Source organism: Sphingomonas leidyi (assembly GCF_011761945.1).
In the GTDB taxonomy this organism is placed as follows: domain Bacteria; phylum Pseudomonadota; class Alphaproteobacteria; order Sphingomonadales; family Sphingomonadaceae; genus Sphingomonas; species Sphingomonas leidyi.
On the sequence record NZ_JAASQV010000001.1, the window covers coordinates 1,424,677 to 1,450,662 of the forward strand.

General features: G+C 68.1%; 24 protein-coding genes. 8 read left to right on the top strand and 16 right to left on the bottom strand.

Features of this window, described 5'->3' with window-relative positions:
* Position 1 precedes the first annotated feature (1 nt).
* Genes rapZ through FHR20_RS06880 form a run of 4 tightly spaced genes read right to left on the bottom strand, consistent with a single transcriptional unit; the run spans position 2 to position 3,609 of the window.
* The gene (rapZ, locus tag FHR20_RS06865; RefSeq protein WP_167298800.1) at positions 2–931 is read right to left on the bottom strand and encodes an RNase adapter RapZ; all 930 of its coding nucleotides are present in this window, start codon (positions 929–931) and stop codon (positions 2–4) included.
* Positions 928–1,353 (bottom strand): HPr kinase/phosphorylase, encoded by a 426-nt coding sequence (locus FHR20_RS06870; protein WP_167298801.1) that lies wholly within the window; start codon positions 1,351–1,353, stop codon positions 928–930. Before FHR20_RS06870 ends, rapZ begins: the two co-directional genes overlap by 4 nt.
* Positions 1,353–2,933 (bottom strand): sensor histidine kinase, encoded by a 1,581-nt coding sequence (locus FHR20_RS06875; RefSeq protein WP_167298802.1) that lies wholly within the window; start codon positions 2,931–2,933, stop codon positions 1,353–1,355. Before FHR20_RS06875 ends, FHR20_RS06870 begins: the two co-directional genes overlap by 1 nt.
* Positions 2,902–3,609, bottom strand: coding sequence for a response regulator transcription factor (locus FHR20_RS06880; protein WP_086129571.1), 708 nt, complete (start codon positions 3,607–3,609; stop codon positions 2,902–2,904). The genes FHR20_RS06875 and FHR20_RS06880 overlap by 32 nt, the downstream gene beginning before the upstream one ends.
* A gap of 175 nt (positions 3,610–3,784) precedes the next feature.
* Between FHR20_RS06880 and FHR20_RS06885 the strand changes: the two genes are divergently transcribed.
* Both FHR20_RS06885 and FHR20_RS06890 read left to right on the top strand, forming a co-directional pair.
* On the top strand, positions 3,785–5,392 hold the full coding sequence (locus tag FHR20_RS06885; protein WP_167298803.1) for a phosphoenolpyruvate carboxykinase: 1,608 nt from the start codon (positions 3,785–3,787) through the stop codon (positions 5,390–5,392).
* A gap of 87 nt (positions 5,393–5,479) precedes the next feature.
* Complete coding sequence (locus tag FHR20_RS06890; RefSeq protein WP_167298804.1) at positions 5,480–5,800, top strand: hypothetical protein; 321 nt, start codon at positions 5,480–5,482, stop codon at positions 5,798–5,800.
* A gap of 46 nt (positions 5,801–5,846) precedes the next feature.
* Here the strand turns inward: FHR20_RS06890 and FHR20_RS06895 are convergent, their stop codons facing one another.
* The 6 genes from FHR20_RS06895 to FHR20_RS06920 are packed head-to-tail and all read right to left on the bottom strand — an operon-like array spanning position 5,847 to position 12,191.
* Positions 5,847–7,589, bottom strand: a complete 1,743-nt coding sequence (locus FHR20_RS06895; RefSeq protein ID WP_167298805.1) for a serine hydrolase domain-containing protein — start codon at positions 7,587–7,589, stop codon at positions 5,847–5,849.
* Between the two features lie 22 nt (positions 7,590–7,611).
* A complete protein-coding gene (locus tag FHR20_RS06900) occupies positions 7,612–8,445 on the bottom strand; it encodes a helix-turn-helix domain-containing protein (protein WP_167298806.1) in 834 nt (277 codons plus the stop codon).
* Positions 8,446–8,477: 32 nt separating this feature from the next.
* Positions 8,478–8,846, bottom strand: coding sequence for a ribosomal maturation YjgA family protein (locus FHR20_RS06905; RefSeq protein ID WP_167298807.1), 369 nt, complete (start codon positions 8,844–8,846; stop codon positions 8,478–8,480).
* 55 nt (positions 8,847–8,901) lie between these two features.
* Positions 8,902–10,722 carry a DUF885 domain-containing protein gene (locus FHR20_RS06910; protein ID WP_167298808.1) on the bottom strand — a complete coding sequence of 607 codons (1,821 nt, stop codon included), beginning with the start codon at positions 10,720–10,722 and terminating at the stop codon, positions 8,902–8,904.
* Positions 10,723–10,747: 25 nt separating this feature from the next.
* Positions 10,748–11,197 (bottom strand): NfeD family protein, encoded by a 450-nt coding sequence (locus FHR20_RS06915; RefSeq protein WP_167298809.1) that lies wholly within the window; start codon positions 11,195–11,197, stop codon positions 10,748–10,750.
* A 1-nt stretch (position 11,198) separates the two neighbouring features.
* Entirely contained in the window at positions 11,199–12,191 is a 993-nt protein-coding gene (locus FHR20_RS06920; protein ID WP_167298810.1) for an SPFH domain-containing protein, read from the bottom strand.
* Positions 12,192–12,284: 93 nt separating this feature from the next.
* On the opposite strand from FHR20_RS06920, the gene FHR20_RS06925 reads away from it, so the two are divergent.
* The 4 genes from FHR20_RS06925 to FHR20_RS06940 all read left to right on the top strand — a co-directional run bounded on the left by FHR20_RS06925 (position 12,285) and on the right by FHR20_RS06940 (position 16,188).
* The gene (locus FHR20_RS06925; protein ID WP_208413428.1) at positions 12,285–13,124 is read left to right on the top strand and encodes an HpcH/HpaI aldolase/citrate lyase family protein; all 840 of its coding nucleotides are present in this window, start codon (positions 12,285–12,287) and stop codon (positions 13,122–13,124) included.
* A 39-nt stretch (positions 13,125–13,163) separates the two neighbouring features.
* Positions 13,164–13,661 (top strand): hypothetical protein, encoded by a 498-nt coding sequence (locus tag FHR20_RS06930; protein WP_167298811.1) that lies wholly within the window; start codon positions 13,164–13,166, stop codon positions 13,659–13,661.
* Positions 13,630–15,087 (top strand): IMP dehydrogenase, encoded by a 1,458-nt coding sequence (gene guaB / locus FHR20_RS06935; protein WP_167298812.1) that lies wholly within the window; start codon positions 13,630–13,632, stop codon positions 15,085–15,087. The genes FHR20_RS06930 and guaB overlap by 32 nt, the downstream gene beginning before the upstream one ends.
* Before the next feature lie 216 nt (positions 15,088–15,303).
* Complete coding sequence (locus FHR20_RS06940) at positions 15,304–16,188, top strand: phosphatase PAP2 family protein (RefSeq protein WP_167298813.1); 885 nt, start codon at positions 15,304–15,306, stop codon at positions 16,186–16,188.
* A 12-nt stretch (positions 16,189–16,200) separates the two neighbouring features.
* Here the strand turns inward: FHR20_RS06940 and FHR20_RS06945 are convergent, their stop codons facing one another.
* Together FHR20_RS06945 and purT are read right to left on the bottom strand one after the other, a co-directional pair.
* The gene (locus tag FHR20_RS06945) at positions 16,201–16,962 is read right to left on the bottom strand and encodes a class I SAM-dependent methyltransferase (protein ID WP_167298814.1); all 762 of its coding nucleotides are present in this window, start codon (positions 16,960–16,962) and stop codon (positions 16,201–16,203) included.
* Positions 16,963–17,135: 173 nt separating this feature from the next.
* Positions 17,136–18,305, bottom strand: coding sequence for a formate-dependent phosphoribosylglycinamide formyltransferase (gene purT, locus FHR20_RS06950; protein WP_167298815.1), 1,170 nt, complete (start codon positions 18,303–18,305; stop codon positions 17,136–17,138).
* Positions 18,306–18,472: 167 nt separating this feature from the next.
* Between purT and FHR20_RS06955 the strand changes: the two genes are divergently transcribed.
* On the top strand, positions 18,473–19,657 hold the full coding sequence (locus FHR20_RS06955; protein ID WP_167298816.1) for an SAM-dependent methyltransferase: 1,185 nt from the start codon (positions 18,473–18,475) through the stop codon (positions 19,655–19,657).
* Positions 19,658–19,686: 29 nt separating this feature from the next.
* Positions 19,687–20,202: a tetratricopeptide repeat protein gene (locus tag FHR20_RS06960; RefSeq protein WP_208413430.1), complete on the top strand. Its 516-nt coding sequence runs from the start codon at positions 19,687–19,689 to the stop codon at positions 20,200–20,202.
* A gap of 98 nt (positions 20,203–20,300) precedes the next feature.
* Here the strand turns inward: FHR20_RS06960 and rsmA are convergent, their stop codons facing one another.
* The 4 genes from rsmA to FHR20_RS06975 form a co-directional block, all read right to left on the bottom strand.
* Complete coding sequence (gene rsmA, locus FHR20_RS06965) at positions 20,301–21,116, bottom strand: 16S rRNA (adenine(1518)-N(6)/adenine(1519)-N(6))-dimethyltransferase RsmA (protein ID WP_167298817.1); 816 nt, start codon at positions 21,114–21,116, stop codon at positions 20,301–20,303.
* A complete protein-coding gene (pdxA, locus tag FHR20_RS06970; protein ID WP_341786415.1) occupies positions 21,113–22,108 on the bottom strand; it encodes a 4-hydroxythreonine-4-phosphate dehydrogenase PdxA in 996 nt (331 codons plus the stop codon). The genes rsmA and pdxA overlap by 4 nt, the downstream gene beginning before the upstream one ends.
* 1 nt (position 22,109) lies before the next feature.
* Positions 22,110–23,504 (bottom strand): peptidylprolyl isomerase, encoded by a 1,395-nt coding sequence (locus FHR20_RS22815; protein WP_341786416.1) that lies wholly within the window; start codon positions 23,502–23,504, stop codon positions 22,110–22,112.
* Between the two features lie 96 nt (positions 23,505–23,600).
* Positions 23,601–25,901, bottom strand: a complete 2,301-nt coding sequence (locus tag FHR20_RS06975) for an LPS-assembly protein LptD (protein WP_341786417.1) — start codon at positions 25,899–25,901, stop codon at positions 23,601–23,603.
* Positions 25,902–25,986 lie beyond the last annotated feature (85 nt).

The following is a 25,986-nucleotide window of genomic DNA, read 5'->3' on the forward strand; positions in this document are numbered from 1 at the left end:
CTCAAACTCCGCCCCCTGCCGTGGTCACCGGGGCCCCCTCCAGCGAGTCCTGCGGCGCGGTCTTCGTATCACGATGCGTCACCGTGGGCGAAAAACCCGCGCCGCGCAACCGCGCGGCCATCCGTTCGGCGACATGCACCGAACGGTGACGGCCTCCGGTGCATCCGAACGCTATCGTAACATACGCCTTTCCCTCGGCCTGGTAGCGCGGGAGCAGCAGGAGCAGCAGCGACTCGATCTGCGCCATCGCCGCCGGATAGGCCGGGTCGGCCGCGATATAGGCGGCGACCTTGGGATCCTTGCCGGTGCCGGGGCGCAACGCCGGATCCCAGTGCGGATTACGCAGGAAGCGCATGTCGAACACCAGGTCGGCATCGCGCGGGAGCCCGCGGGCGAAGCCGAACGAGACGACCGAGAGGATCGTGTCGCTCAGGCCGGCGCCCGAGAAAGTGGTCCGGATCTGCTGGGCGAGTTCGTTGGCGCTGAGATCCGTCGTGTCGATCAGCCGGTTCGCCCAACTCCGGAGCGGGGTGAGCAGTTCGCGCTCGTGCGCGATGCCGTCCTGTGCAGGGCGATCCTGGGCCATGGGATGGCGGCGGCGCGTCTCCGAGTAGCGCCGCTCCAGCTCGGCGCCCGAGCATTCGAGGAACAGCGTGCCGACGTCATGGCCGTGCTCCTCGCGCAGCTTCTTGATGCGGCGGACGATGTTCTCCGGATCGAAACCGCGCGTCTGGGTGCCGATGCCGATGGCGAGCGGCCGATCGTCGTCGGCGTCGCCCGGCGCAGTATCGAGCAGGCGGTTGAGCAGCAGCAGGGGCAGGTTGTCGACGGTCTCCCAGCCGAGATCCTCGAGCGTGCGCAATACCGTCGACTTGCCGGCGCCGGACATGCCGGTGACGAGCAGGATCTGCTTCGGGCGCTTGCTCGTCACGCGAACGCCTTCAGCGCATATTCGATCTTGATCGGTGCGGCCGGCTCGCTGGGGGCAAGCGCGATCACGGGCACGTCCACGCCGGCGATGCGCTGGCTGCGCCGATCCTCGGGCAGGCGCGGCGCCGTGTCGAGCACCACCGCGATCAGCGCCACCGGCACTTCGGCGAGGCAGGGCAGCTCCACCGAGCCGATGCCGCGAATCTCGACGCGGCCGGCAGTGCCCGTCGGTGCCGTGCCGAGCAGCTCGGCGCCGCGGCGCACGCAGACGGTGCGGGTATCGGCCACCAGGGTGGCACCGCGATCCAGCAGGCGGAGCAGCAGGTCGGTGCGCTGGGCCTCGTCGCGTGCCTCGATCAGCACGCCGCGGCCGCCGATCGCCACGCAGGCGCCCAGAATCGCTTCCGAGGACAGCTCCGCCATCAATTGCGTCCCGTCAGTGGCAGTCGCACCACGAATCGCGCCCCGCTCAATCGATCCTCCCGCGATTCGACTGAAATGCTCCCCTGATGGCCCTCGACGATCGTGCGGGCGATGGCAAGCCCCAGGCCGGAATGCTGGCCGAATGCCTCGTCCTGCGGGCGCACCGAATGAAAGCGGCGGAAGATGTTCTCGCGTGCCTCTTCGGGTACGCCGGACCCCTCGTCCTCCACCCGGATGGTGAGATAATCCTCGTCGCTCGAAGCCGAGATCGCGATCAGGCTCCTGGGCGGCGAGAAGGAGATGGCGTTCTCGATCAGGTTCTCGAACACGCGTTCCAGCCGCGCGCCTTCGCCGAGCACCGTGAGCTCGACGCCCGGCCCGCGATCGAAGGCGATGCGGATGCCGTTCGGGATGCCGCGCGCTTCGCGCTGGTCGAGCAGCGCCTGGATCATCGCGCCGATATCGACCGGCTCGAAGGTGGCGCGGCTGAGCTGGGCGTCGAGCCGGGAAGCCTCCGAGATGTCCGTGATCAGCCGGTCCAGGCGGAACACGTCGTCGCGCACGATTTCGAGCAGCTGGTCGCGATGCTCCTTCTTCTTCACCGCCGCCATGCCGTCCACCGCGGAGCGCAGCGAGGCGAGGGGGTTCTTCAGCTCGTGGGTGACGTCCGCCGCAAAGGCCTCGGTCGCGTCGATCCGTGCGCGCAGCGCCTGGGTCATGTCGGACAGTGCGCGGGCGAGCAGGCCGATCTCGTCGCTGCGATCGGGCAGGCGGGGCACCACCACTTCGCGCGCGCGCCCCAGCCGCACCCGGATCGCGGCGCGCGCGAGCAGGCGCAGCGGCCGCACGATCGTGCGCGCCAGGAACAGCGACAGCAGGATCGAGAAGACCGAGACGAACAGCAGGACCATGCCCAGGCGGAAGCGCTCGGCCCGCACCGTCTGGGTAATGTCGCGCGCGTTCACCGTGGTCATCACCACGCCCAGCTCGGTGATCGGCGCGGCGGCGGTGATCACCGGGGTGCGATCGGGCGCGCGCCAGACCGTCGCGGGGGTGCCATGCGCGGAGAGGGCCGTGCGCACGTCCGGCCAGTCGAGCCCCTGATCCGCCGGGCGCTCGCGATAGAGCGGCGCGCGGTCGGCCCCCGCCACCGTGTCGATCACGGCATCGAGGAAGCGCGCCGCTTCCAGCCCCCAGGGATCCTTGTCCGGATCGCGCAGCACCACGTTGCGCAGGCCCAGCGCCTTGCTGTCCGAGAGCAGTTTCCCCTTCTCGTCGAACAGGCGGATGCGCGTGCCCGTGTCGCGCGCCAGGCTGAGCACCAGCAGGTCGCGGCGTTTCGCGTCCTTGGCGGAAGCGAGGGCCTGGGCGATCAGCCGCACCTCTCGGCCTGCCTGCTCCACCCGGCTGTCGACGATCCGGCTGCGATAGGAATCGAGATAGGAGAAGCCGCCGCCCAGCAGCGCCAGCGCGAAGATGTTCACCGCGAGGATGCGCGGCGTCAGGCTGACCCGGTTGGACCATTTGAGCGCGAGGTCGCGCTCGTCCCTATTCGTCCGAGAACCGGTAGCCCGCGCCATATAATGTCTCGATGGCGTCGAACTGCGAATCGACCTGCCGGAACTTGCGGCGCACGCGCTTGATGTGGCTGTCGATGGTGCGGTCATCGACATAGATGTCGTCCTGATAGGCGGCATCCATCAGCTGGTTGCGGGTCTTCACGATGCCCGGGCGCTGCGCCAGCGTCTCCAGGATCAGGAACTCGGTAACGGTCAGCGTCACGTTGATGCCGTTCCAGGTCACGCGGTGGCGCGCCGGGTCCATGGTGAGCCGGCCGCGCTCCAGCGCCTCGGCGGTCACTTCCTCGCCGCCCTCGGCGCTCGGCTGCGTGGCCTCGGTACGGCGCAGGATCGCGCGGATCCGCGCGATCAGCAGGCGCTGGCTGAACGGCTTGGCAATATAGTCGTCCGCGCCCATCGCCAGGCCCAGCGCCTCGTCCAGCTCGTCATCCTTGCTCGTGAGGAAGATCACCGGGATCGTGCTCTTCTCGCGCAGCCGGCGGAGCAGCTCGAGCCCGTCCATCTTCGGCATCTTGATGTCGAGCACCGCCAGGTCGGGCGGATTGTCGATCAATGCCTTCAGCGCACTCTCGCCGTCCGAATAGACGCGCGTGAGGAAACCCTCGGTCTGCAACGCGATCGAGACGGAGGTGAGGATGTTGCGGTCGTCGTCGACCAACGCGATCGTTGCGGTCATGCTTGTGTGGCACTCGGGTCCATTGAATCCGTGGCGTAACCGAAAGTTCTTTGCCGCTCAATCGGCTGACAACGTTTACTCGGGTTGACCCCCGTCCGGCTGAGGTTCAAGGCCGCGCAATATTATTGCACCGGAGGGCAACAATCCGGGCAAGCACTTGGAGACGGAGGCCAATTTGACCGAGCGCACCCCGCGCCATGGTCTCGATGCGATGGGCATCGGGACGGACGCCGATATCATCTGGAACCTGGAGACCGCGCAGCTCGTCGAGCACGCCGTGCGCCGCGGCGAGGGCAAGCTGGCCAAGGACGGCCCGCTGGTCGTCACCACGGGCAAGCACACCGGCCGTTCGGCCAAGGACAAGTTCATCGTCCGCGACGCCGCCACCGAGGACAGTGTCTGGTGGGGCAAGGTCAACAAGGAGATGAGCCCGGCGCATTTCGCTGCGCTCAAGGCCGATTTCCTTGCCGCGCTGGCGGATCGCGACACGCTGTTCGTGCAGGATCTCCACGGCGGCTCGCAGGCCGAGCACCGCGTCAACGTGCGCGTGATCAACGAGCTGGCCTGGCACAATCTGTTCATCCGCACGATGCTGGTCCGTCCGCCGGCCGGAGACCTTGCCGGCTTCGTGCCCGAGTATACGATCGTCGACCTGCCCAGCTTCCGCGCCGATCCGGAGCGCCATGGCTGTCGCAGCGAGACGGTGATCGCGGTGAGCTTCACCGAGAAGCTGATCCTGATCGGCGGCACCGCCTATGCCGGCGAGATGAAGAAGAGCGTCTTCGGGCTCCTCAACTATCTGCTGCCCCAGGACGGCATCATGCCGATGCATTGTTCGGCGAACATCGGCGCGGACGGCGATACCGCGGTGTTCTTCGGCCTGTCCGGCACCGGCAAGACCACGCTTTCGGCCGATGCCTCGCGCACGCTGATCGGCGACGACGAGCATGGCTGGTCGGACACCGCCGTGTTCAATTTCGAGGGCGGCTGCTACGCCAAGATGATCAACCTCTCGGCCGAGGCCGAGCCGGAGATCTTCGCGACGACCAGGCGCTTCGGCACGGTGCTCGAGAATGTGGTGATGGACGAGGAGAGCCGCGCCCTCGATCTCGCGGACAACAGCCTCGCCGAGAACAGCCGCGGTGCCTATCCGATCGACTTCATTCCCAACACCTCCGAGCGGAATCTCGGCCCGGTGCCGCGCAACATCATCTTCCTGACCGCGGATGCCTTCGGCGTGATGCCGCCGATCGCCAAGCTGACGCCCGATCAGGCGATGTATCACTTCCTCTCGGGCTACACCGCCAAGGTGGCGGGCACCGAGATCGGCGTGACCGAGCCCGAGGCGACCTTCTCCACCTGCTTCGGCGCCGCCTTCATGCCGCGCCATCCGGCGGTCTATGGCAATCTGCTCAAGGAGCGGATCGCGACGGGCGGCGTGGATTGCTGGCTGGTCAACACCGGCTGGAGCGGCGGCCGCGCCACCGATCCGGGCATCAAGCGCATGCCGATCCGCGTGACGCGGGCATTGCTCAACGCCGCGCTCGACGGCAGCCTGGCCCAGGCCGAGTTCCGCAGGGATCCCAATTTCGGCTTCATGGTGCCGGTCGCGGTGCCGGGGGTGGACGGCGCGATCCTCGATCCGCGTGCCGCCTGGGCGAACAAGGCGGATTATGATGCGACCGCCGGCAGGCTGGTCGACCAGTTCGTCGAGAATTTCGCCCAGTTCGCCGACCATGTCGATGCGGGCGTGCGCGAGGCGGCGCCCAAGGTTACCGCCTGAGCGCGATCCATTCCGGCGGCTGTGGGCGGGCGCTTCAACCTGTGCTAAATTGCTCCCGTTCCGATCACTCGTAACGGGAGCAACAGCATGAGCATTCTCGACGGCATTCTCGGCCAGGTTTCGCAGAACGTGGACGTGGCCAATCTCGCCTCCAAGGTCGGGCTTTCGCCCGAGCATGTCGAGCAGGCGGTGCAGGCGCTCGCCAAGTTCCACCCGATGGACACCGATACCGCCGAGGGTGCCGCCTCGGAGACCGGCCTGCCGGTGGAGAAGCTCCAGGAGATCATCGGCCATATCGGTGGCGAGGGTTCGCTCGGCCGCTTCTCGCAGCTGATGCAGGAAGGCGGCGAGGGCGTGCTCGGCCAGCTCGGCGGCCTGGCCTCCGGCCTGTTCGGCACCAAGAGCTGATATCCGCGCAGGCTCGCCCGGCGGGTGGCCGGGCGAGCCTCGCGTTTCAGCGTATCGCCGGCAGGATATGGTCCGGCACGTATTTCTCCTGGGGCACGTACGTCACCTTGTCCCCGTAATTGCCGCCGAAGATCGCCACCACGAGGTCGAGCTTCGGCACGACCATCACCACCTGGCCGCCATTGCCAGCCGCGAAGAAGGCCGGCAGCTTTCCGCGCTGCCAGGGAAAGTCGATCCCCCACCAGAGATAGCCATAGTGCAGCCCGCGCAGCTCGCCGCTCGGCGCGGTGGAGCGTCGCGCCCAGTCGGCGCTCAGGATGCGCTTGCCCTGCCAGGTGCCGCCGTCGAGCATCAGCTGGCCCAGCTTCATGAAATCGCGCGGCCGGAACTGCGCGCCGCCGCCCATATAGGGCTCGCCGGTCGGCTGCAGGTTGAGGGCATAGGGCCCGAACTGCATCGGCCGGGCGATCAGCCGGTCGAAACTCTGCTCCAGCGGCTCGCCGGTAACCCGTGCCAGCACGCCGCCGGCAAGGTTGGGATTGGTGCTGCAATAGACGCGGCTCGCCCCCGGTGGCGCGACCATCGGCAGATCGAGCGCATAGCGATACCAGTCGGGCTGGGCCTCCTGATCCTGCATCACGTCCTCGTTGCCCGGCGCCTTGGGGTCGCGATCGTCGCAGTGGAAGCCCGATGCCATGCCGAGCAGGTCGCCCAGCGTCATCGCCCGCTTGCGCGGATCGAGATCGGCGGGGAGCGTCTTCTCCATCGTCGCATAGACCGGCGTTTCCGGCCCGATCCGCGTGCCCTGCTGCATTGCCGCGCCGACCAGCACGGAGGTGAGGCTCTTCGCCGCCGAGCGCGTGTCGTGCAGGGCGTCGCCGTCCGTGCCGTGGAGATACTCCTCCAGCACCAGCTTCCCGTGCCGGGCGATCAGCACGGCATGGATATCCTGAGCGTGAACCGAGTCGATCGGCTGGTCGATCAGCATCTGGACGAAACGCTCGATCGCCGTGCGGTCGATCCCCTCCGCCGCCAGCGTGGACACCGGCCAGCCGTCCTGCTTCGGCAGCGGCGGGCGATAGGCATAGGGCGCCGTGAGTCCGGGGCGGGGATAGAAATCGCTCAGCGCCCCCGCCGGCTCGAAATCATAGCTGTTGCCGCGCCCGGGAATGGCGATCGAGAGCAGTCGGTTGCCGGCATCGAAGTTGCCGGTGGCGATCTCCACTTCCTCGGTTGCGCCGCCGGGCTTGCCGAGCAGCCGCACATGGCCGTCCTTCAGCTCGATATGCCTGAGGTCAACATTGCGCCCGATGTTGCGGTCCGGATTGCGCAGGAACACGCCGAGCCGCCCGTCCGCCTCGCGGTCGATCTTCAGGTAGAGCGTGAAGCTCTCGTCGAGCGGCCGCACCTCGCCGCGCCATAGCGACGGGCCGGCGGCGGCGAGCACCACCGGAGTCGCATAGCGCATCCCGCCGGTGACGCTCCGGGGCTGGATCCAATGGCCGCGGATGCGGTTGCCTTCGATTCGCCCGCGAAAGCCGCCCAGTTCGCCCGCCAGCGCGAAGCGCAGCGTGTCGCCCGCCTGCGTCACCGCCGCCTTGCGTCCGGCGATCTCGGCGCGCCAGCCCGACGCTTCCCGGACCAGGGTGAGCGTGCCGCGCACATCCGGGCCGAAGCGCTTCTTCGCCGCCCAGAGCCCGGTGATATCCTGTTTCGCATCCTGCGCGGCGAGAGGAGCGGGGAGGGTCATTGCCGAGGCCAACAGGACGGAGAGAAGGACGGAACGCATCGAAACCCTTTCATCGGTTGCGTCAGCCGCTTTGCGCCGCCGGCACGCCACCGTCTTGTATCCGCGCAACTTCCCGCCGCCAGCGCGCCGGCGTTGCGCGAAAGGCTTCGCGAAAGGCGTGGCTCAGATGCGCCTGGTCGACGAAGCCGGCGGCACAGGCCACTTCGGCCAGCGAGGCGGTGCCGCCCCCCAGCATCGCTGCCGCCCGTTCCAGCCGCCGCCCGCGCAGCAATTCGCCCGGCGTGCAATGGAGATAGCGGCGAAAGACGCGGGCGAGGTGCACCGGGTGGACCCCCGCCTCGCGGGCAAGGTCGGCGACGCATAGTTCCGGGTCGTCCGCGGTGAAGCTCATCTCGAACACCCGGCGCAACCAGGAAGGCGGCCTGGCGGCACGTCGCGCCTCGTCGGACGCGAGCGGCTGCACGCTGGCGACCAGCTGGTGCGCGCGCCCGTCAAAGGCGAGGGGAGTGGGGGCCGCCCGGTCGAACTGCGCCGCGACGGCATGCGCCGTCCAGATCGCATAGGGATCGAGCACCCGCACCGCCGGACCTTCGCCGCGTTCATATCCGCCCGAGATGGCGAGGAAGCTGCCCTGGCCTTCGTGGAACCGGTCGCGGTGCGTCGTGCCGGGCGGGTTGAACACCAGCAGCGGCGTGCGCGATACCGGCGGCGCATCCCTGGCCGAGGACTTGTATCCGCCGGAGAGGACGAGCACGAAATGCGCCTCGTCATGCGTGTGCGTCTCGACCTCGTGCTCGGGCGCCGTGGCGGCAAGGCGGTGATAGGTGAAGCCGCCGATCGCGCGATAGGCGGGACCGTCGCCCCAGAATTCATGCCGCGCCCGCCGCAACGCCACCGTTCCCGACCTCTTGTGGTTCGCCGGCTGTACTAGTTGTGCAATACTCTTCGATCAACTGCCAGCGCGATTCCTGCGCCGGCGGCATAGGCGAGGAAGTCGAGCCATTCGAAGCTCCCGCCGAGCACCACCGCGACGATCCGGATGGTGCGTATTCCGAGCAGGTCGAGGATGTGGATCGCCTGGCCGAGTTCGATCAGCGCGCCGATCCCGAACGCCGTGGCCGCGGCGGGCAGGGGCCGGATAGGCAGCACCGCGCGCAGCCCGCAATGGACCAGGATCACCGCCAGCACGTCGCCCAGATACGGCCGGATGAAGCGATCGCGGGCGTAGAGCGCGATCGCCACCTCGATCGCGAGCAGCAGCGCCGCGACGGCCGCGTGGCCTGGGCGCCAGACCATCAGCTGCCGCGATACATGCGGATCAGCGCGGCACGGGCGCGAACGATGGCGCGCATCAGCCCTTCCGCTCGGCGATGTGCCGATCGATCACATGCCCCAGCACGGTCATCGGCACATTGCCGCCCAGCACCACCGCATCGTTGAACGCGCGGAAGTCGTAGCGCTCGCCCAGCGCCGCCCTGGCATGGTCGCGCAGGCGATTGATCTCGCTATGCCCCACCTTGTAGCCGCATGCCTGGCCCGGCCAGGAGCAATAGCGATCGACCTCGCCCGAGACTTCCTCCACCGAGGAGCCGTTGGCGGTGACGAACCAGTCGATCGCCTGTTGCCGCGTCCAGCGCTTGGCGTGGAGGCCGGTATCGACGACCAGCCGGCAGGCCCGGAAGCCGAGCGACTGGAGGTAGCCGAGCTTCTCCGCCGGATTCTCGGCATAGACGCCCAGCTCGTCGGCCAGCTGCTCGGCATAGAGCGCCCAGCCTTCCGAATAGGCGTTGAAGGCCAGGATCGAGCGGATCAGCGGCATCCTGTTGGCATATTCGCCTTGCCAGACATGGCCCGGGATGGCCTCGTGATAGGCGAGATCGGGCAGGCTGAAGCGCGTGTGCAGGCTGGTGGTGCGCAGGTTGATCCAGAATTTGCCCGGGATCGTCCCGTCGATCGAGCCCGCACCGCCATAGGCGCCGGGCGCGCCGGGCTCCTCCTCGGGCGGCAGCCGCTTCACCTCGACATTGCCCTTCACCAGCGTGTGGAAGGCCTGGGGCATGCGGCTGCGGATATCCGCGACGCGCTCGTTGAGGAATTTGAGGATCTCGGCGCGACCCGGATCGCCCTCGGGGAAGGCGAAGCGCGGATCCCTGGCCAGCGCCTCCATCCGTGCGCCGACCGAACCCTGCGAATAGCCCTGCTTCTTCAGGATGGCGTCCATCTCGGACTGGATCTTCGCCAATTGCTCGATGCCCATCCGGTGGACTTCGTCCGGCGTCATCGTCGTCGTGGTGCCCGCGCTCAGTGCCCAGGCATAATAGGCGTCCCCGTCCTTGAACTTCCACACGCCGGCATCGCCGGTCGCGCGGGCGCGGTGCTTCTGCAGCTCGGCGATCTGCCGGTCGAGCGCGGGCGCGAGCTTGTCCCTGGCGAGCAGCCAGGCCCGCTCGCCGAAATCGCCATCCATGCCAGCGGTGCGATTGGCGACCGAGGTGACTACGCCCCAGCCGGCGGGATCGCCGCTACGGGCCAGCCTGATCTGCTTCAGGCACTTGTCGAGCAGGAAGTCGGGCGCGATCACGCCTCTGGCCGCCGCGCGCTTCAGCCGTTCGGTTTCGCCGTCCACCTGCTCGGCATAGCTTTCCAGCCGGTCGAGATAGGCCTCGCCGTCTTCGGGCGTCGCAATCTGGTGATCGCTGTCGAGCATGCGCGGCAAGTCGAGGAACGCGCCGACATTCTGCACCACCACATAGGGGGTGTTGCGCCAGCTGCCCGTGGCCACGTCACCATAGCCGAAGGCGAAGCCCTTGAGTGCGTTGGAGAAGCTCGCCTGGATCACGTCGACATGGGTCCGCATCGCCGGGCTCAGCGCGTTCATGTCGAGCTTGGCCAGGTCGGCCAGCCCCTTTCTCAGGTTCGCCGCGATCTTCGCCTGGCCCTTGACCGAGCGGTCCGTCAACTGGTGCTTCAGGTTCGCCCGCTTGTCCTTGTCGACGCCCAGCGTGGTTGCCGTCTCGGGATAATCGCGCAGCATCTGCTCGGCGATCCTGTCGATCAGCGCCTGGGCCGGCGCGTCATTGTCGGCCAGCAGGGCACGGGCCCCGGCGGGCGCGCCGGCGAACGCGAGCGTCGAGCCTGCGCCAAGCAGCAACTGGCGGCGAGTGGTGTTCATTCGGAATTCCTCGAAACGAAAATCTTCAGGCCGGCTCGACGTCGAGCGAACCGCTCCGCGCGCCGGTGATGCGGACATGCGCGCCGGCCGGGGTATCCGGGCCGTTGGCGAGCCATTCGCCGTCACCCACCTTCACCCGGCCCTGGCCGGCGACGATGGGCTCGACCACGGTGACCACCTGGCCGATCAGCCGGGCGACGCGGTCGTTGAGCAGCGGATCCTCGCTCGGCACCGGATTGGTGCGATACCAGCGCCGCCCGACCGCCACGGCCGCTGCCGAGGCTCCCGCGAACAGGAACACCTCGAACACCAGGTCGAACGCCGGTACGAGCAGGGTGACGATGCCGGTCACCGCAGCTCCCGCAGCGATGAAGACCAGGAAGACGCCCGGCACGAGCAGCTCGGCGATGGCGAGCAGCGCGGCGAGGATCAGCCAGGCCAGACCCGGCACGGCGAGCAGTTGGTCGAAGTTCATCTCAACTCTCCTGGGGTCCGAACGGCCGCGGGCGCGACGGTGCCGGCGGCGCGGGCGGACGCGGCGCGCCGCCATTGCCGCTGCCGCCCAGCGCGTCGCGCGCCAGCTCGCCGATGCCGCCCAGCGTGCCGATCAGCTGCGTCGCTTCGACCGGGAACAGGATGGTCTTGGCATTGGGCGAAGTGGCGAACTTGCCCACGGCTTCCACATATTTCTGCGCGATGAAGTAGTTGAGCGACTGGCTCGAGCCCGCCTCGATCGCGTCCGAGACGAGCTGGGTCGCCTTGGCCTCGGCCTCGGCCGAGCGCTCGCGCGCCTCGGCGTCGCGGAAGGCCGCTTCGCGCCGGCCCTCGGCCTCGAGGATCTTGGACTGTTTCTGGCCCTCGGCGCGCAGGATTTCCGAGGCGCGGGTGCCCTCGGCCTCCAGGATGTTGGCGCGCTTCTCGCGCTCGGCCTTCATCTGGCGGCCCATCGCGTTGACGATGTCGGCGGGCGGGCGGATGTCCTTGATCTCGACGCGCGTGATCTTGACGCCCCAGGGCGTCGTCGCATGATCCACCACCGAGAGCAGCCGCGCGTTGATCTCGTCGCGCTTCGACAGCGTCTCGTCCAGGTCCATCGAGCCCATCACGGTGCGCAGGTTGGTCGTGGTGAGCTGGAGGAGGGCGATATAGAGGTCCGACACCTCATAGGCCGCCTTGGCCGCGTCGAGGACCTGGAAGAACACCACGCCGTCGGTGGAGATCATCGCATTGTCCTTGGTGATGATCTCCTGGCCGGGAATGTCGATCACCTGCTCCATCATGTTCACGCGCCGGCCGACCCGGTAGAAAAAGGCCGGATAGAAGTTGAAGCCCGGCGTCGCGACCGTGGTGAAGCGGCCGAAATGCTCGATCGTGTACTGATAGCCCTGGCGGACGATCGTGACGCTGGAGAAGAGATAGAGCACGACCACCGCCGCCACCGCGCCCAGAAAGACATTGAGTACGAGCATTCCGACTCCCCCAAAAGAACCTGGCCCGAAAGAACGCGGCCCAGAAGAATGTGGCCCTCGCCAATCCGCTCCTTGCTAGCATAGAGAAGGGGTATGATCACAGCCCGTCTCGCACCGCGCACCGCCCTGTTCCTTCCGGCATCGAACCCGCGCGCGATCGAGAAGGCACGGGAGCTTCCCGCCGACCTCGTGATCCTCGATCTGGAAGACGCGGTGAAGGACGCGGACAAGGCACAGGCCCGCCTCGCCGCGGTGGCGGCGGTGGCCGAAGGGTTCGGCTCGCGGCTCGCCGCGATCCGCCTGAACGGAATCGGATCGGGCGAGTATCCGGAAGATGTCGCCGCCGTGGCGTCGTCCGCCGCCGATTTCGCAGTACTGCCCAAGGCCGAGGGGGCCGCCGAGGTCGCCCAGGTGGCGCGTGCGCTCGGCAAGCCGCTGCTGGCGATGATCGAGACTCCGCTCGGTGTGCTCGCCGCCGCCGCGATCGCCGCGGTACCGGGCGTGGCCGGCCTGATCGCCGGTACCAACGACCTTGCCGCCACGCTCCGCCTGCCGCCGTCGAGCGGCCGCGCGCAGATGTCGGTCGCGTTGCAGACGATCGTCCTCGCTGCCCGCGCCGGCAGGGTCTGGGCGCTGGACGGCGTGTTCAATCGGCTCGACGATGCCGAGGGCCTGGCGGCGGAGTGCCGCGAGGGGAGGGCGCTGGGCTTCGACGGCAAGTCGCTGATCCATCCCGGCCAGCTTGCCATCGCCGCCCGCGCCTTCGGTCCGAGCGAGGCCGAGATCGCCGATGCCCGCGCGCTGATCGCGGCGGCGACGGGAGGGGCCGAGCGGTATGAGGGGCGGATGATCGAGGCGATGCATGTCGACCAGGCACGGGCCCTGCTCGAGCGCGCCGCCGATCGGACCACTACGGAACATTTCGGAGCCTGAAGCCGGCCGGGTTGGGCGGAGAGCCTCTATGATGACCTTATGCCCGGCCTGCCCATATTGCATCGTGACCTGCTCGCGGCGCTCGACGAGATCGAGTCGCTCCTCGCCCAGCCCGAGCTCGATCAGCTGCGGCTGTCGCGCGTCCGCCTCTATATCTCCAGGGTCAACGGCGAGCGCCGCAACACGGTCGACGCGCTTTGCCTGGCACGCGAGCGCCAGGCCGGCGGCGTCATCGCCCAGCAATTCGCGGCGCTGCGCCAGTCGAACATCGACACGAGCATCGAATATACGATGCATGTCGGCGCCTGGGGCCTGCGCGAGATCGCGGAGGACTGGCCGGCCTATTGCCGCGCCTCCACGGCGCTTGTCCGCAGCCTCCGCCAGCAGATCGCGATCGAGCAGGCCCTGTTGTGCATGACGCCGCATGATGCCGACCCCCTAGCGCTTTCCGACCCTCGCGGTTACATGGGCCGCCAACTTCCGAATCAGGACATTGGCGCACCCCATGGACATCCCCCTCGGCCTCACCTTCGATGACGTTCTCCTCTATCCGGGAGAATCCGAAGTCCTGCCGAGCATGGCCGATACCCGCACACGGGTGACCCGCGGCCTTTCGCTCAACATTCCGATCCTCTCCTCGGCGATGGATACCGTCACCGAAGCCGATATGGCGATCGTGATGGCCCAGCTGGGCGGGATCGGCGTGCTCCATCGCAATCTCGACATCGAGGAGCAGGTGGAGGCGGTTCGCGCGGTGAAGCGTTTCGAGAGCGGCATGGTCGTCAATCCGATCACCATCGCCCCCAACGGCACGCTGGCCGAGGCCCGCGCGCTGATGGCGCAGCACAAGATCAGCGGCGTGCCGGTGGTCGAGGCGAGCGGCAGGCTCGCCGGCATCCTCACCAATCGGGACGTCCGCTTCGCCGAGCGTCCCGACCAGCTCGTTTCCGAACTGATGACGCATGAGAACCTCGTCACCGTTCGTGCCGGGGTTGCCCAGGAAGAGGCGCGCCGCCTGCTCCATTCCCGCCGGATCGAGAAGCTGCTGGTGGTGGACGACGCCTATCGCTGCGTCGGCCTGATCACGGTGAAGGACATCGAGAAGGCGGTGAACTATCCCGCCGCCACCAAGGATGCTGCCGGCCGCCTGTGCGTCGCCGCGGCCTCGACCGTGGGCGACAAGGGCTTCGCACGCACCGAGGCGCTGGTCGATGCCGAGGTCGACCTGATCGTGATCGACACCGCGCACGGCCACAACAAGGACGTATCGCGCGCCGTCGAGCGCGTGAAGAAGCTGTCCAACCGGGTCCAGGTGATCGCGGGCAACATCGCCACCGCCGAAGCGGCCAAGGCGTTGATCCACGCCGGCGCGGACGGCGTGAAGGTCGGCATCGGGCCGGGCTCGATCTGCACGACCCGCGTGGTCGCCGGTGTCGGCGTGCCGCAGCTCACGGCGGTGATGGATGCCGCCAACGAAGCTGCGAAGCACGACGTGCCGGTGGTCGCCGATGGCGGCATCCGCACCTCGGGCGACGTCGCCAAGGCGATTGCCGCCGGCGCCTCGAGCGCGATGATCGGCTCGCTGCTGGCGGGCACCGAGGAAGCGCCCGGCGAAACGTTCCTGTATCAGGGCCGTGCCTACAAATCCTATCGCGGCATGGGCTCGGTCGGCGCGATGGCGCGGGGCTCGGCCGATCGCTATTTCCAGCAGGACGTGAAGGACCAGCTCAAGCTCGTTCCCGAAGGCATCGAGGGCCAGGTGCCGTACAAGGGCCCGGCGCGCGACGTGATCCACCAGCTGGTCGGCGGCGTGAAGGCCTCGATGGGCTATGTCGGCGCGGGCACGATCCCCGAATTCCAGCGGAAGGCGCGCTTCGTGCGGATCACCAATGCGGGCCTGCGCGAGAGCCATGTCCATGACGTGACGATCACGCGGGAAGCGCCGAACTACCCGACCCGCTGAGCGACGGTTCCCGATCTAAGACGGGTGGGTAGGTCGGCTCGGCCGAAGTGATTGCGTGCGCTTGGTAATTCGCTATCCATCGGGATAGTGCCAAGTTTCGATCGCGCCCGACTGCTGCCGGGCTACGCCCCTTTTCGCCCGCTCAGTGCAGCGCCCGAGATTCCCGCCAACCCCGTTTCGGAGCATCGTCCATCCCCATCGGCCGGCTTCTCCACGATGCAGTTGTGGGGTGCGCTCGGGCTGAGCGTGGCGATCTGTGCCGTGCTGCTGTGGAAGGCGGAACTCCGGGTGGACCTGCTGCGGCCAGGCAATGCGCCCTATCTCGTCGGGCTCGCGCTCACCTTCGCGGTTCGACCCGCGCTTGCCAGAACCGGCTTCCGCTGGGCGAAACCGGCATCCGATAGCGCGGACTATTTCGGCCTGTTCACGGCGATGGCGCTGACCGGTGCGGTGAGCTCCTATCCCCTGGCCGCGTTGTCGCAGGGCTTTGCCGATGCCCCGCTCCAGCGGATCGACGAGGCGCTGCACTTCCACTGGCTTGCCTGGTACGAGACGGTGGCCGCCCGCCCCAGCCTCCAGCGGCTCGGCGTGGCTGCCTATCAGTGCATCTATTTGATTCCGGCCGTGCTCCTCGCGGCCTTCGCGATTCGAGGCGAGCGGCGCGAGGCGCACCGCTTCCTTGCCGGCTTCTGGCTGGCCGCGCTGATCACGCTGAGCCTCTACCTGCTGATGCCCGCCGTCGGCCCTTTGACATATCTCTGGAAGGGTCCGATCCCCTATATGCCGACCAGCGCGATATGGCAGGAGCAGCTGATCCCGGCGTTGCGCGCCCACCAGGTCGGGCTGGTCAACCTTGACGAGCTGCGCGGCCTGGTCTCGGCGCCGAGCTTCCATACCGCCTCCGGCGTTCTCTACATCGCCGCTGCCTGGCGCTGCGGCCGCCTGCGCTGGCCGCTGATCCTTCTCACCCTCGCGATGCTGCTGGCGACTCCGATCGAGGGGACGCACTATCTGTCGGATATGATCATCGGGGCCGCGGTGGCGCTGGCGGCGCTGGCGGCGGCGGCGAGGCTGGTGGAGCGGTTCGGAGCGGCGCACTGAACGGGCATGGCGTCAGCGCCTGCGATAGGCGTACATGCTTGTCTCGTAGGGAAAGGCGATCTCGCCCCCGCCGGCCAGTTCGGGCGTTCGGGCGATGAACGCCCGGATGTCGCGCTCGACCTCGTCGCGTTGTTCCGCGGGAAGCCCGGCGATGAAACTCACCGAAAGCGTGCGCCTGAGCACCACCTGCTCGGCGGTGCCGATATGGGCGTTGCGGACATGGCGCTCGTCGACCGGTTCGAAACCGGGCGCGGGGAAGACGCTGCGCCATGCGCCGGTGCGATAGCGCGGGGTGTCGCCTTCATGGCGGTTGGTGATTTCGGAAAGCGCCGCGACCCAGGGCACCGCCTCGTCGCGGCCGTTCCAGATCAGGCCGAGCATCCCTCCCGGCACCAGCACCCGGTGCATTTCCGCCAGTGCCGCGGGCGTGGCAAACCAGTGGAAGGCCTGCGCGCAGACCATGGCATCGACCGAGGCATCGGGAAGCGGGATCGCCTCGGCGGTTCCGGCCAGCGCCTCCACGTCGGGATGGGCGCGGACCAACTGCTCCCGCATCTCGGCGATCGGCTCGACGGCGACGATGTCTCCGCCGGCTTCCCGCAGCACCGGGATGAACTTTCCGGTGCCGGCACCAACCTCGAGCACCCGGCGGCCCGGGCCGATGTGCAGAACCTCGCGCAGCCAGGCGAGCGCTTCGGGCGGATAGCCCGGCCGGCCGGCGGCATAGTCCCTTGCACCCCGGTGATATCCCCTTGACTGTTCGTGGACCCGCATCGCGCCAGCTCCCTGTCCCGCATCGTCACCGTCAACGCGCCGGCCGGCCCGCCGGGCCCGTGCCGATCAGGAAAGCCAGCGCATTCGGCACCGCCCTTCGCAAGCGGCCCGGTTGTCCGCCGCGCAGGTTCGCGCGCGGCGATAGGAGGGGGAGGCAGGAGCGGGCTGCCCGCTCAGTCCCCATAGCCGATCCGCACCGCGCCTGCAGCCTCGGCCGCCACCCGTCGCGCCGTATCGGTATCGCTTGCCAGGGCGAGCGCCACGCCCATTCGCCGATAGGGTCGCGAATTCGGCTTGCCGAAGATGCGCACGTCCACCTCGCCGCCCGGCACGGCCAGCGCCTCGGCCAGCCCCGCATAGGAAAGCGCCTCCGAAGCCCGGTCCGCCAGGATCACGGCGCTTGCCGAAGGTCCGCGCAGCGCGATCGACGGGATCGGCAGGCCCATCACCGCCCGTGCGTGCAGGTCGAACTCGCTTAGGTTCTGCGAGATCAAGGTCACCATGCCGGTGTCATGGGGGCGGGGCGACAGTTCGGAGAAGATCACCTCTTCGCCCTTCACGAAGAACTCCACGCCGAAGATGCCATAGCCGCCCAGATCGTCGACGACCTTGCGGGCCATGTCCTGCGCATCTGCGATGGCGGAGGCCGACATGGCGGCGGGTTGCCAGCTCTCCTGATAGTCGCCGCGCTCCTGGCGGTGGCCGATCGGCGGGCAGAAGAGCACGCCGGCGCGCGTGCGGATCGTCAGCAGCGTGATCTCATAGTCGAAGTCGACGAACTCCTCGACGATCACGCGCTTGCGGTCGCCGCGCATATTGGCCACGGCATAGTCCCAGGCCGCTTCCAGCGCACCCGCCTCGCGCACCGTGCTCTGGCCCTTGCCCGAAGAGGACATGACCGGCTTGATCACGCAGGGCAGTCCGGTGTGCCCGGCCCCGGCCAGCACTTCTTCCAGGCTTTCGGCGTACCGGTATCGGGACGTGCGCAGGCCCAGCTCCACGGCGGCGACCTCGCGGATGCCGTCGCGGTTCATCGTCATCATTGTCGCGCGAGCGGAGGGGACGATGGCGAAGCCCTCCGCCTCCAGCTCGGCGAGCACTTCGGTGCGGATCGCCTCCACTTCGGGCACGACATAGTCCGGCCGGTGCTTCTCCACCGCCGCGCGCAGCAGCGCGCCGTCGAGCATCGGGAACACTTCGAAATCGTCCGCCACCTGCATCGCGGGTGCACCCGCATAGGCATCGCACGCGATCACCTGGGCGCCCAGCCGCTTGGCGGAGATCGCGAATTCGCGGCCAAGCTCGCCCGAGCCGAGGAGCAGGATCTTCGCCGTGAATGCCATATGCTTGCCCTTACGATCGGAGGATGCCCGCGTCCCTGGCCGGATAGGGGCGGATTGTCGAGATTTCGCTGTCAAAACAGGAAATGTTCTGCTTGTGCGGGAAAGATGCGTGGCACGATTTTTCCCATTTCCGTTCGCTCGTGCACCCGTTCGGCGAGTTTGATGGCGTGAACCCCGCGGCACGGCTCCAGGCTGCCATCGACCTGCTCGACAAGATCATCGCCGCCGCCCGCGATCAGGGTGGATCGGCCGATACGATCATCGCCCGCTGGTTCGGCGAACGCCGCTATGCCGGCTCCAAGGATCGTCGGGCCATCCGCGCGCTGGTCTATGACGCGATCCGCATGCTCGGCGAGCGCCCGGAGAGCGGCCGCGCCGCCATGCTGGCGCTGGTCCGGCGCCAGCCCGAGCTGGCTGCACTGTTCGACGGATCGCCCTATGGTCCCACGTCGATCGCGCCCGATGAACCCGTCGCCGCGGCGGGCGTGCTGCCGGCCTGGCTGGCCGAGGCTTTCGCCCTGTCCGGCCTGGATGCCGATGAGCAGGCGGCGCTGCTCGAGCGCGCGCCGCTCGATATCCGCGTCAACACGCTCAAGGCCGACCCGGCGGCGATCCAGGCCGAGATCCCCGGCGCCGTGCCGCTGCCGTGCTTGTCCGCCGGCCTGCGGGTGCCGTCGGATGCGGCTGTCGAGCAGCTGCCCGCCTATAAGGAGGGCCGGCTCGAAGTGCAGGACGCCGGCAGCCAGTTCGTCAGCCTGGCGGCGGGGGTGGAGCGCGGGCAGCACGTCATCGACCTGTGTGCCGGCGGCGGCGGCAAGACCCTCGCACTGGCCGCAGCGATGGCGAACCATGGTTCGATCCTCGCCTGCGATATCGATCGCCCGCGGCTTTCGCGGCTGATGCCCCGTGCCGAGCGGGCGGGGGTGTCTATTGCCGAGACACGCCTCCTCAACCCGAACCAGGAGGCAGCGATGCTCGCCGACCAGGCCGGCCGTGCGGATGCGGTGCTGATCGATGCGCCTTGCTCCGGCACCGGCACTTGGCGTCGCAATCCCGAGGCGCGCTGGCGGCTTACGCCGCAGCGCCTGGACCGTTATGTCGCGACTCAGGCCGCGCTGCTCGATATCGGCGCCGATCTTGTGCGCCCCGGCGGCGTGCTCGTGCACGTCGTCTGCTCGCTGCTCGATGCGGAAGGTGCGGGTCAGGCCCAGGCGTTCCTCGACCGGCATCCGGGCTGGAGCGCCCAGCCGCTGTCGCTCGGCGCCGGCACGCCGCATGGCCCGGGACTGCGCTTCACCCCGCTTGCGGACTCGACCGATGGCTTTTTTGTCGCGAGGATGCGCCGGCCATGATAGCGACGGGGCAGATTTCGGAGAATGTGATGCGTTTCACTGCGATTGGGGCGGCCGGTGCGTTGCTGCTGCTGTCGGTTTCCACCTCGCTGATGGCGCAGCGTGCAGACAACCAGATCGATCCGCGTTCGATGGAACTCGTCAGGCAGGGCCGCGCGGCGCTGGCAGCCGGCAATGTCGACGGCGCGGGCGATGCGCTGGAGAGCGCCTTGGCGGTGGATCCACGCAATCGCGAAGCCTATCTCGTCCTCGCCGAGATCGCCCGCAAGAACAGCCTGCCGGGCAAGGCGATCCGGCTCTATCGCGAGGCGCTGAGCCTCGAGCCGAACGATACCGCGGCGCTGCGCGGCCAGGGCGAGGCGATGGTCGCCAAGGGTGCGATGGAGCGCGCCAAGGAGAATCTGGCCAAGATCGAGAAGCTTTGCGCCAAGGCATGTGCCGACGCGACTCAGCTCTCGGCGGCGATCGCCAAGGGGCCGCCGGTCACCACCGCCCAGGCCGAGCCCGTGCCGGCGCCGAGCGCCACGCCGACGGCCAAGCCCTGATCCCGCTTGCCCAGGCCCCGATCCGGCCTGCAATATAGGATTTCGCCTGTCGGGTTGCCCCGGCGGGCCGTGCCGGTGCCGCCCGCTCCTTGAGGGGTTCAACCCAGGATACGGGCCAGCGCGACGAATTCAGCGACGGTCACCGTCTCGGCGCGGCGGCTTGAATCGATGCCCAGCGACTCCATCGCCGCCAGCGCGCCGGGCACGCCCTTCAGGCTCTGGCGCAGCATCTTGCGGCGCTGGCCGAAGGCGGCGGCGGTGAGCGTCTCCAGCGTCTTCAGCCGCACGCCCTCCGGCGACGCGCCGGGGACGATGTGGACGACGGCCGACATCACCTTGGGCGGCGGGGTGAAGGCCGAGCGGTGGACGTTCATCGCGATCTTCGGAGTGGAGCGCCACTGGGCGAGTACCGCCAGCCGGCCATAATGTTCGGTGCCGGGGCCGGCGACGATCCGCTCGGCGACTTCCTTCTGGAACATCAGCGTCAGGCTGGCCCACCAGGGCGCCCATTCGGCCGAGAGCCAGCCCACAAGCAGCGCCGTGCCGACATTATAGGGCAGGTTGGCGACGACATGGGGCTTGCCCTGGAACAGCGCAGGCGCGTCCACTTCCAGCGCATCGCCTTCGATGACGCGGAGCTTGCCCGGAAAATAGGTGTCGAGTTCCTCCAGCGCGGGAATGCAACGCCGGTCCCGTTCCACCGCGGTGACGCTGGCCCCGCCCTGGAGCAGCGCGCGCGTGAGGCCGCCGGGGCCGGGGCCGACCTCGAACACTTCGGCGCCTTCGAGCCTGCCCGGCACCTTGGCGATGCGGGCAAGGAGCTGGTGGTCGAACAGGAAATTCTGGCCCAGCGCCTTGCTCGCGCTGAGACCATATTTGCCGATGACTTCCCGGAGAGGCGGAAGCTCGGTCACGCCGCGGCTTCGGCCCGGCGCTGCGTGGCGCTGGCAGCCATCTTGATTGCGGCGATCATCGCCCCGGGATTGGCAGCGTCGGTGCCGGCGATGCCGAAGGCGGTACCATGGTCGGGCGAGGTGCGGACGATGGGCAGGCCGAGGGTGATGTTCACGCCTTCGTCGAAGTGCAGCGTCTTGATCGGGATCAGCGCCTGGTCGTGCGTCGGGCAGAGCGCGGCATCATAGCCGGCCCGGGCACGCGCATGGAACATCGCATCGGCGGCGAAGGGTCCGATCGCGTCGATGCCTTCCTCGCGCAGCCGGGCGATGGCGGGCTGGAGCACGTCGATCTCCTCGCGCCCGATCTCCCCGCTTTCGCCGGCATGGGGGTTGAGGCCGGCAAAGGCGAGCCGGGGGCGCTCGATGCCGAAATTGCGCAGCAGCCCGCGTGCGGTGACGCGCGCCTTGGTGAGCACCAGGTCGATGGTGAGCAGTTCGGGCACCCGGGCCAGCGGCTCGTGTACCGTGATCGGCACCACTCGCAGCGTGGGGCCGGCAAGCATCATCACGGCGTTCTCGGGCGCGATGCCGCAACGTTCGGCGACGAATTCGGTCTGGCCGGGATGCGTGAAGCCGATCTTGTAGAGCTGGACCTTCGATACCGGGCCGGTCACCACGCCGCCGGCCGCGCCGGCATTGGCGAGGCCCACCGCCAGTTCGAGCGACTGGAGCGCCGCCTTCGCGCTGGCCTCGTCGGGGCTGCCCGGGGTGACTTCGCAGGTGTCGCTTACCGCAAGCACCGGAAGCGCGTCCCCGAAGACGCCCGCTGCTTCGTCCGGATTGTTGATGCGGGCGACCGGACCGTCCCACACGCGTTCGACGGCGGCGGGACAGCCGATGGCAAAGAAGGGCGCGAGCGAGTGGAGCTCCCGCGCCTTCCATGCCTTGGCTGTGATCTCGGGGCCGATTCCGGCCGAATCGCCCATCGATATGGCGAGCGGCCGGGTCACTTCAGCGATATTCGATGAGCGCGTCGCGCCGCAGATCGCGGAGCATGCGCTGCGCACGCAGATTGGTCCGCTTGTCGGATTCGCCGTCCTGGATCTGCTCGATCGAGGGAAGGCCCGGGGGCGGCGGATCGTCGCGGCCGCACACCACGAGGACGCGGACGCCATCCTCGATCGTGCCGAAGGGCTGGGTTACCTGGCCCACCTGCAGCGGCAGGATGATCTGCTGGAGCGCGGGCGGCAGGTCGCCGATCACCACGCCGTCCTTCTCCACCACTTCGGCGTTCTGCGCGGCAGCGACGTTGGACGCATCGCCGCAGCCCTTGATCGCCTGGGTCGCCGCGGCGAACTGGCCGGCACGCGCCGTGGCCTGCGCCTCGTTCGTGCCCTTGGGGAAGTTGATGGTGATCTGGCGCAGCGAGAGCTTGGCACCGCGCGGGTCGGCCATGCCTACCTTGCGCTTGTCGGCGAGATAGACGACCGAGAAACCCGTGGTGAGCGGGATCGGGCCGGCGACCTGGCCGGGCTGCATTTCTTCGACGGCCTTGGCCATCTCGTCCGGCAGGATGCCCGGGGCGAGGCGGACCCAGCCGAGATCGCCGCCCTGGCCCTTGGTCGAGCTCTCCGAATAGGTCTTGGCGAGATAGTCGAACGGCGCGCCTTCCTTCATCTGCTGGATGATGCGCTGCATGCCCGCATAGACTTCCTGCTTACGGTCGTCGGTCGCGTTCATGTAGATTTCGTAGACGTGATATTCCTCGCTGCCCTGCGCGGCCTTGAGGCGGTCGAGAATGGCCTTGGCCTCCTCGTCGCTCACGTTGATGTCCACCTTGCGGCGCAGCAGGCGGCTCCAGGCGACTTCGCCCTCGACCTGCTTGCGCATCGTGCGCTCCGAAGCGCCGGCCTGGCGCAGGAATGCGCGCATCTGCTCCGGCGTCTTCTGGAGACGGCGGGCAACCGAAGCGAAGCTCTGGTCGATCTCCTTGGAGTCGACGGTGATCTCATTGGCCTTGGCTTCCTGGATCTGCAGCGTCTCGTCGATCAGCTGGCGCAGGATCATCATGCGATACTGATCGCGCTCTTCCGGCTTCAGGTTGAGCTTGTTGAGCGCGATGATCAGGTTGAGCCGCTGATCGACGTCGGTGCCGGTCAGCACCGTGTCGTTCACGATCGCCGTGGGTTTGCGGACGTTCGGATCGGCCTTGCCGAACAGCTTGAGATCGCGGGGAAGATCGAGCTGGGCGGCGAGCGCCGCTTCCTGATCTTCCTGTGTCGGCGGCGCCGGTGCCGGCGCGTGCGGGGCGGTCTGCGCCATGGCGGCGGATGCCAGGCTGGAGATCGCGAGCGCCAGAACGGACGAGCGACCTGCGCGGATCGCCTTGGTAACACCAATGTTCACGTGAATCCGTACCCTCAAATCTGCCGGAAGCGTGGCGCTTACTGGCCAATTGTGCCTGAACTTAGGCTTACCGGCGGTTCCCCTCTGTCGCCGAGCCTAGCGCCCGAGATTCTTGAACGCCAGCGTGAACAGATAGGAATTGCCGCGCGACGCATCGCCGGTGGTGGCATAGTCGCGCTTCCAGGTGAAGCCCAGCCTGAGGCAATCATCCTCATAGGTGATGCCGACGCGGTGGCGCACCGGCTCGAACCCGTCGGCGAGCGAAGTCGGGTCTTCCTTGCGATCCGTGAGATCGACCAGCGTCGAGCCCGAGATCGACCAGAAGCGCGCGATCTGGACGCGGGCGCCGAGCCGCAGTTCCTCGCGGTCCTGCAGGTCCTCCAGCGACGCGTTGATGTTGCGGTTGAGGCGCAGATAGCCGAGCTGGACATAAGTCGCCCGCGAGCCGAGCGTCATGTCGACTTCGTTGCGGCGGAAGGCGAGGTTGTCCTTGTCGAGCCGGTAGCGGTGCGTGAAGCTGACGAAGTCGCGGAAGCGGATCACCGTGCGGCCGACGATGTCGGACACCCGGTCGGTCAGTCCCGTCCCGTCGGGGAACAGCGTGGGGCGCGACGAGATGCGGTAGCTCTGGCCGATATTCGCGTCGATCGAGAAGCCTGGCAGGTAGAGCGCGTAGTCCATGCCCCAGGTGAAGCGGGTCGAATCCTCGAACCGGTCATAGCCGGGGAAACGGTTGAGCGCGAAGAGGTTCGAATCCTCCAGGTCCACCGCGCGGGCGTCTTCGTTGGGGACTTCCAGATTGGCGATCTTGGGCGAGGCGACGACCTGGAAGCGGGGCGTGATCCGCTGGGTGCCGCCGAACAGGCTGCCGATCAGCGGCCATTTCACGTCCACCGCCGCGGCGGCGATGCCGCGGGTGTGGAAGCCATCCTCGCCGCGATAGCTGACCACGCTGGTCAGGTTCGTGTGCGACGCGTTGTAGAGATCGCCCCGGGCATAGGCGGTAAGGGTCACTTCCTGGCCCCAGTTGGTCAGGCGGCGCAGGTCCCAGCGGGCGCTGGCGAAGGCGCGTTGCGAATCCTGCCCGTCCGACCGGCCGATCGCCAGGGTGTTGAGCTGGAATTCGAAACGTCCGCCCACCAGCCCGTCGTCCATGCGGCGGCGATAGTCGATCTCGGGCAGGGCATAGGGCTGCAGGCCCTGGCGGTCGCCGACCCGAAGCGTCTGCACCACCCAGGCGTTGATCGAGAAATAGCTATCCGCATCAATGCGTTCCACGCGAATATTGTTACGCAACCTATCGTCGCGCGAAATATCGTAGCGACGCAGGAAGGTGCGGTCGGTGGTCAGGCGCAGCGAGGCGCTGGCGCTCCAGGCCGGATCGAGCTGGAAATTGCCGACCGCGTCGAGATAGCCACGGAAATCGTTCTTCGAGGTGGCCGGAGTGACGGGAACCGTCAGATCGTCCGCCCGGCGGCTATAGGTGCCATAGGCGCTGAGGCGGAAGGCGCCGAGCGAATTCAGCTCGCGATAATCGGCCTGCAGCACCGGCAGCACGTTGGTGTAGATACGCGGCGTGATCGTCAGGTCGCGATTGGGCGCGAAGCTGAGATAATAGGGCAGCGCGAACTGGAAGCCGTTGGTGCGGTTGTAGCGCAGGTCGGGCGACAGGATGCCGCTGGCGCTCTGGCCGCCCACCGGGTGCGAGAAGACCGGCAGCGGGATCGTCGCGAAGCCGAACACCGAGACACGGGCGCCTGTGTAGCGCAGCCGCTTCTTGTCGGGTTCATAGACCACGCGGTCGGCAGTGACCTTCCAGGTCGGCTCCTTGGGGCATCCTTCCGAATCGCTCACCGCGCAGGGCGTGTAGGCGGCATTGTGAACGGTGAAGCTGCCGTCCTCGTGGCGCTCGCCGCGCTGGGCGGCGACGCGGCCGCCCGCGTCGAGCACCACCAGCATGTTCTGGACGACGCCGTCCTTCAGGGTATCGGTCAGCTCGATCCTGTCGCCATAGGCGCTGTCGCCCTGCGGATTGACCAGGACGACATTGCCCTCGGCCACCACCTGGCCGGACTTGCGGTTCCACACCACCTTGTCGGCGCGCAGCCGCTCGCTGCGGCGATAGAGGCGCACGTCGCCGGTGGCGGTCACCACGTCCTGCTCATTGTCGTATTCGAGCTGGTCGGCAGTGAACTGGATCTGGTCCTCGCCCTCGGGAAGCGCCGTCGGCGAAGGGGGCGGCGGCTCGACCGCGGGAGTCTGCAGGTCGGGGGCCGCAGCCGGGGCCGGCGCCGGGGTGGGGGCGCCCCGAGTCGGCTCGGTCTGCGTCTGCGCGCGCGCCTCGGCCGCCAGGCACAGGCCAAGCGCGGCCGACAGCAGCAAGGCCTTGCGCGTCACTTCGATTCCCACCTTTGCTTCAACTCCCGTGCACGCGGCTTCCACCGCCCTATCGCAGCGGTTGCGCCACCGCAACGTCACGTGC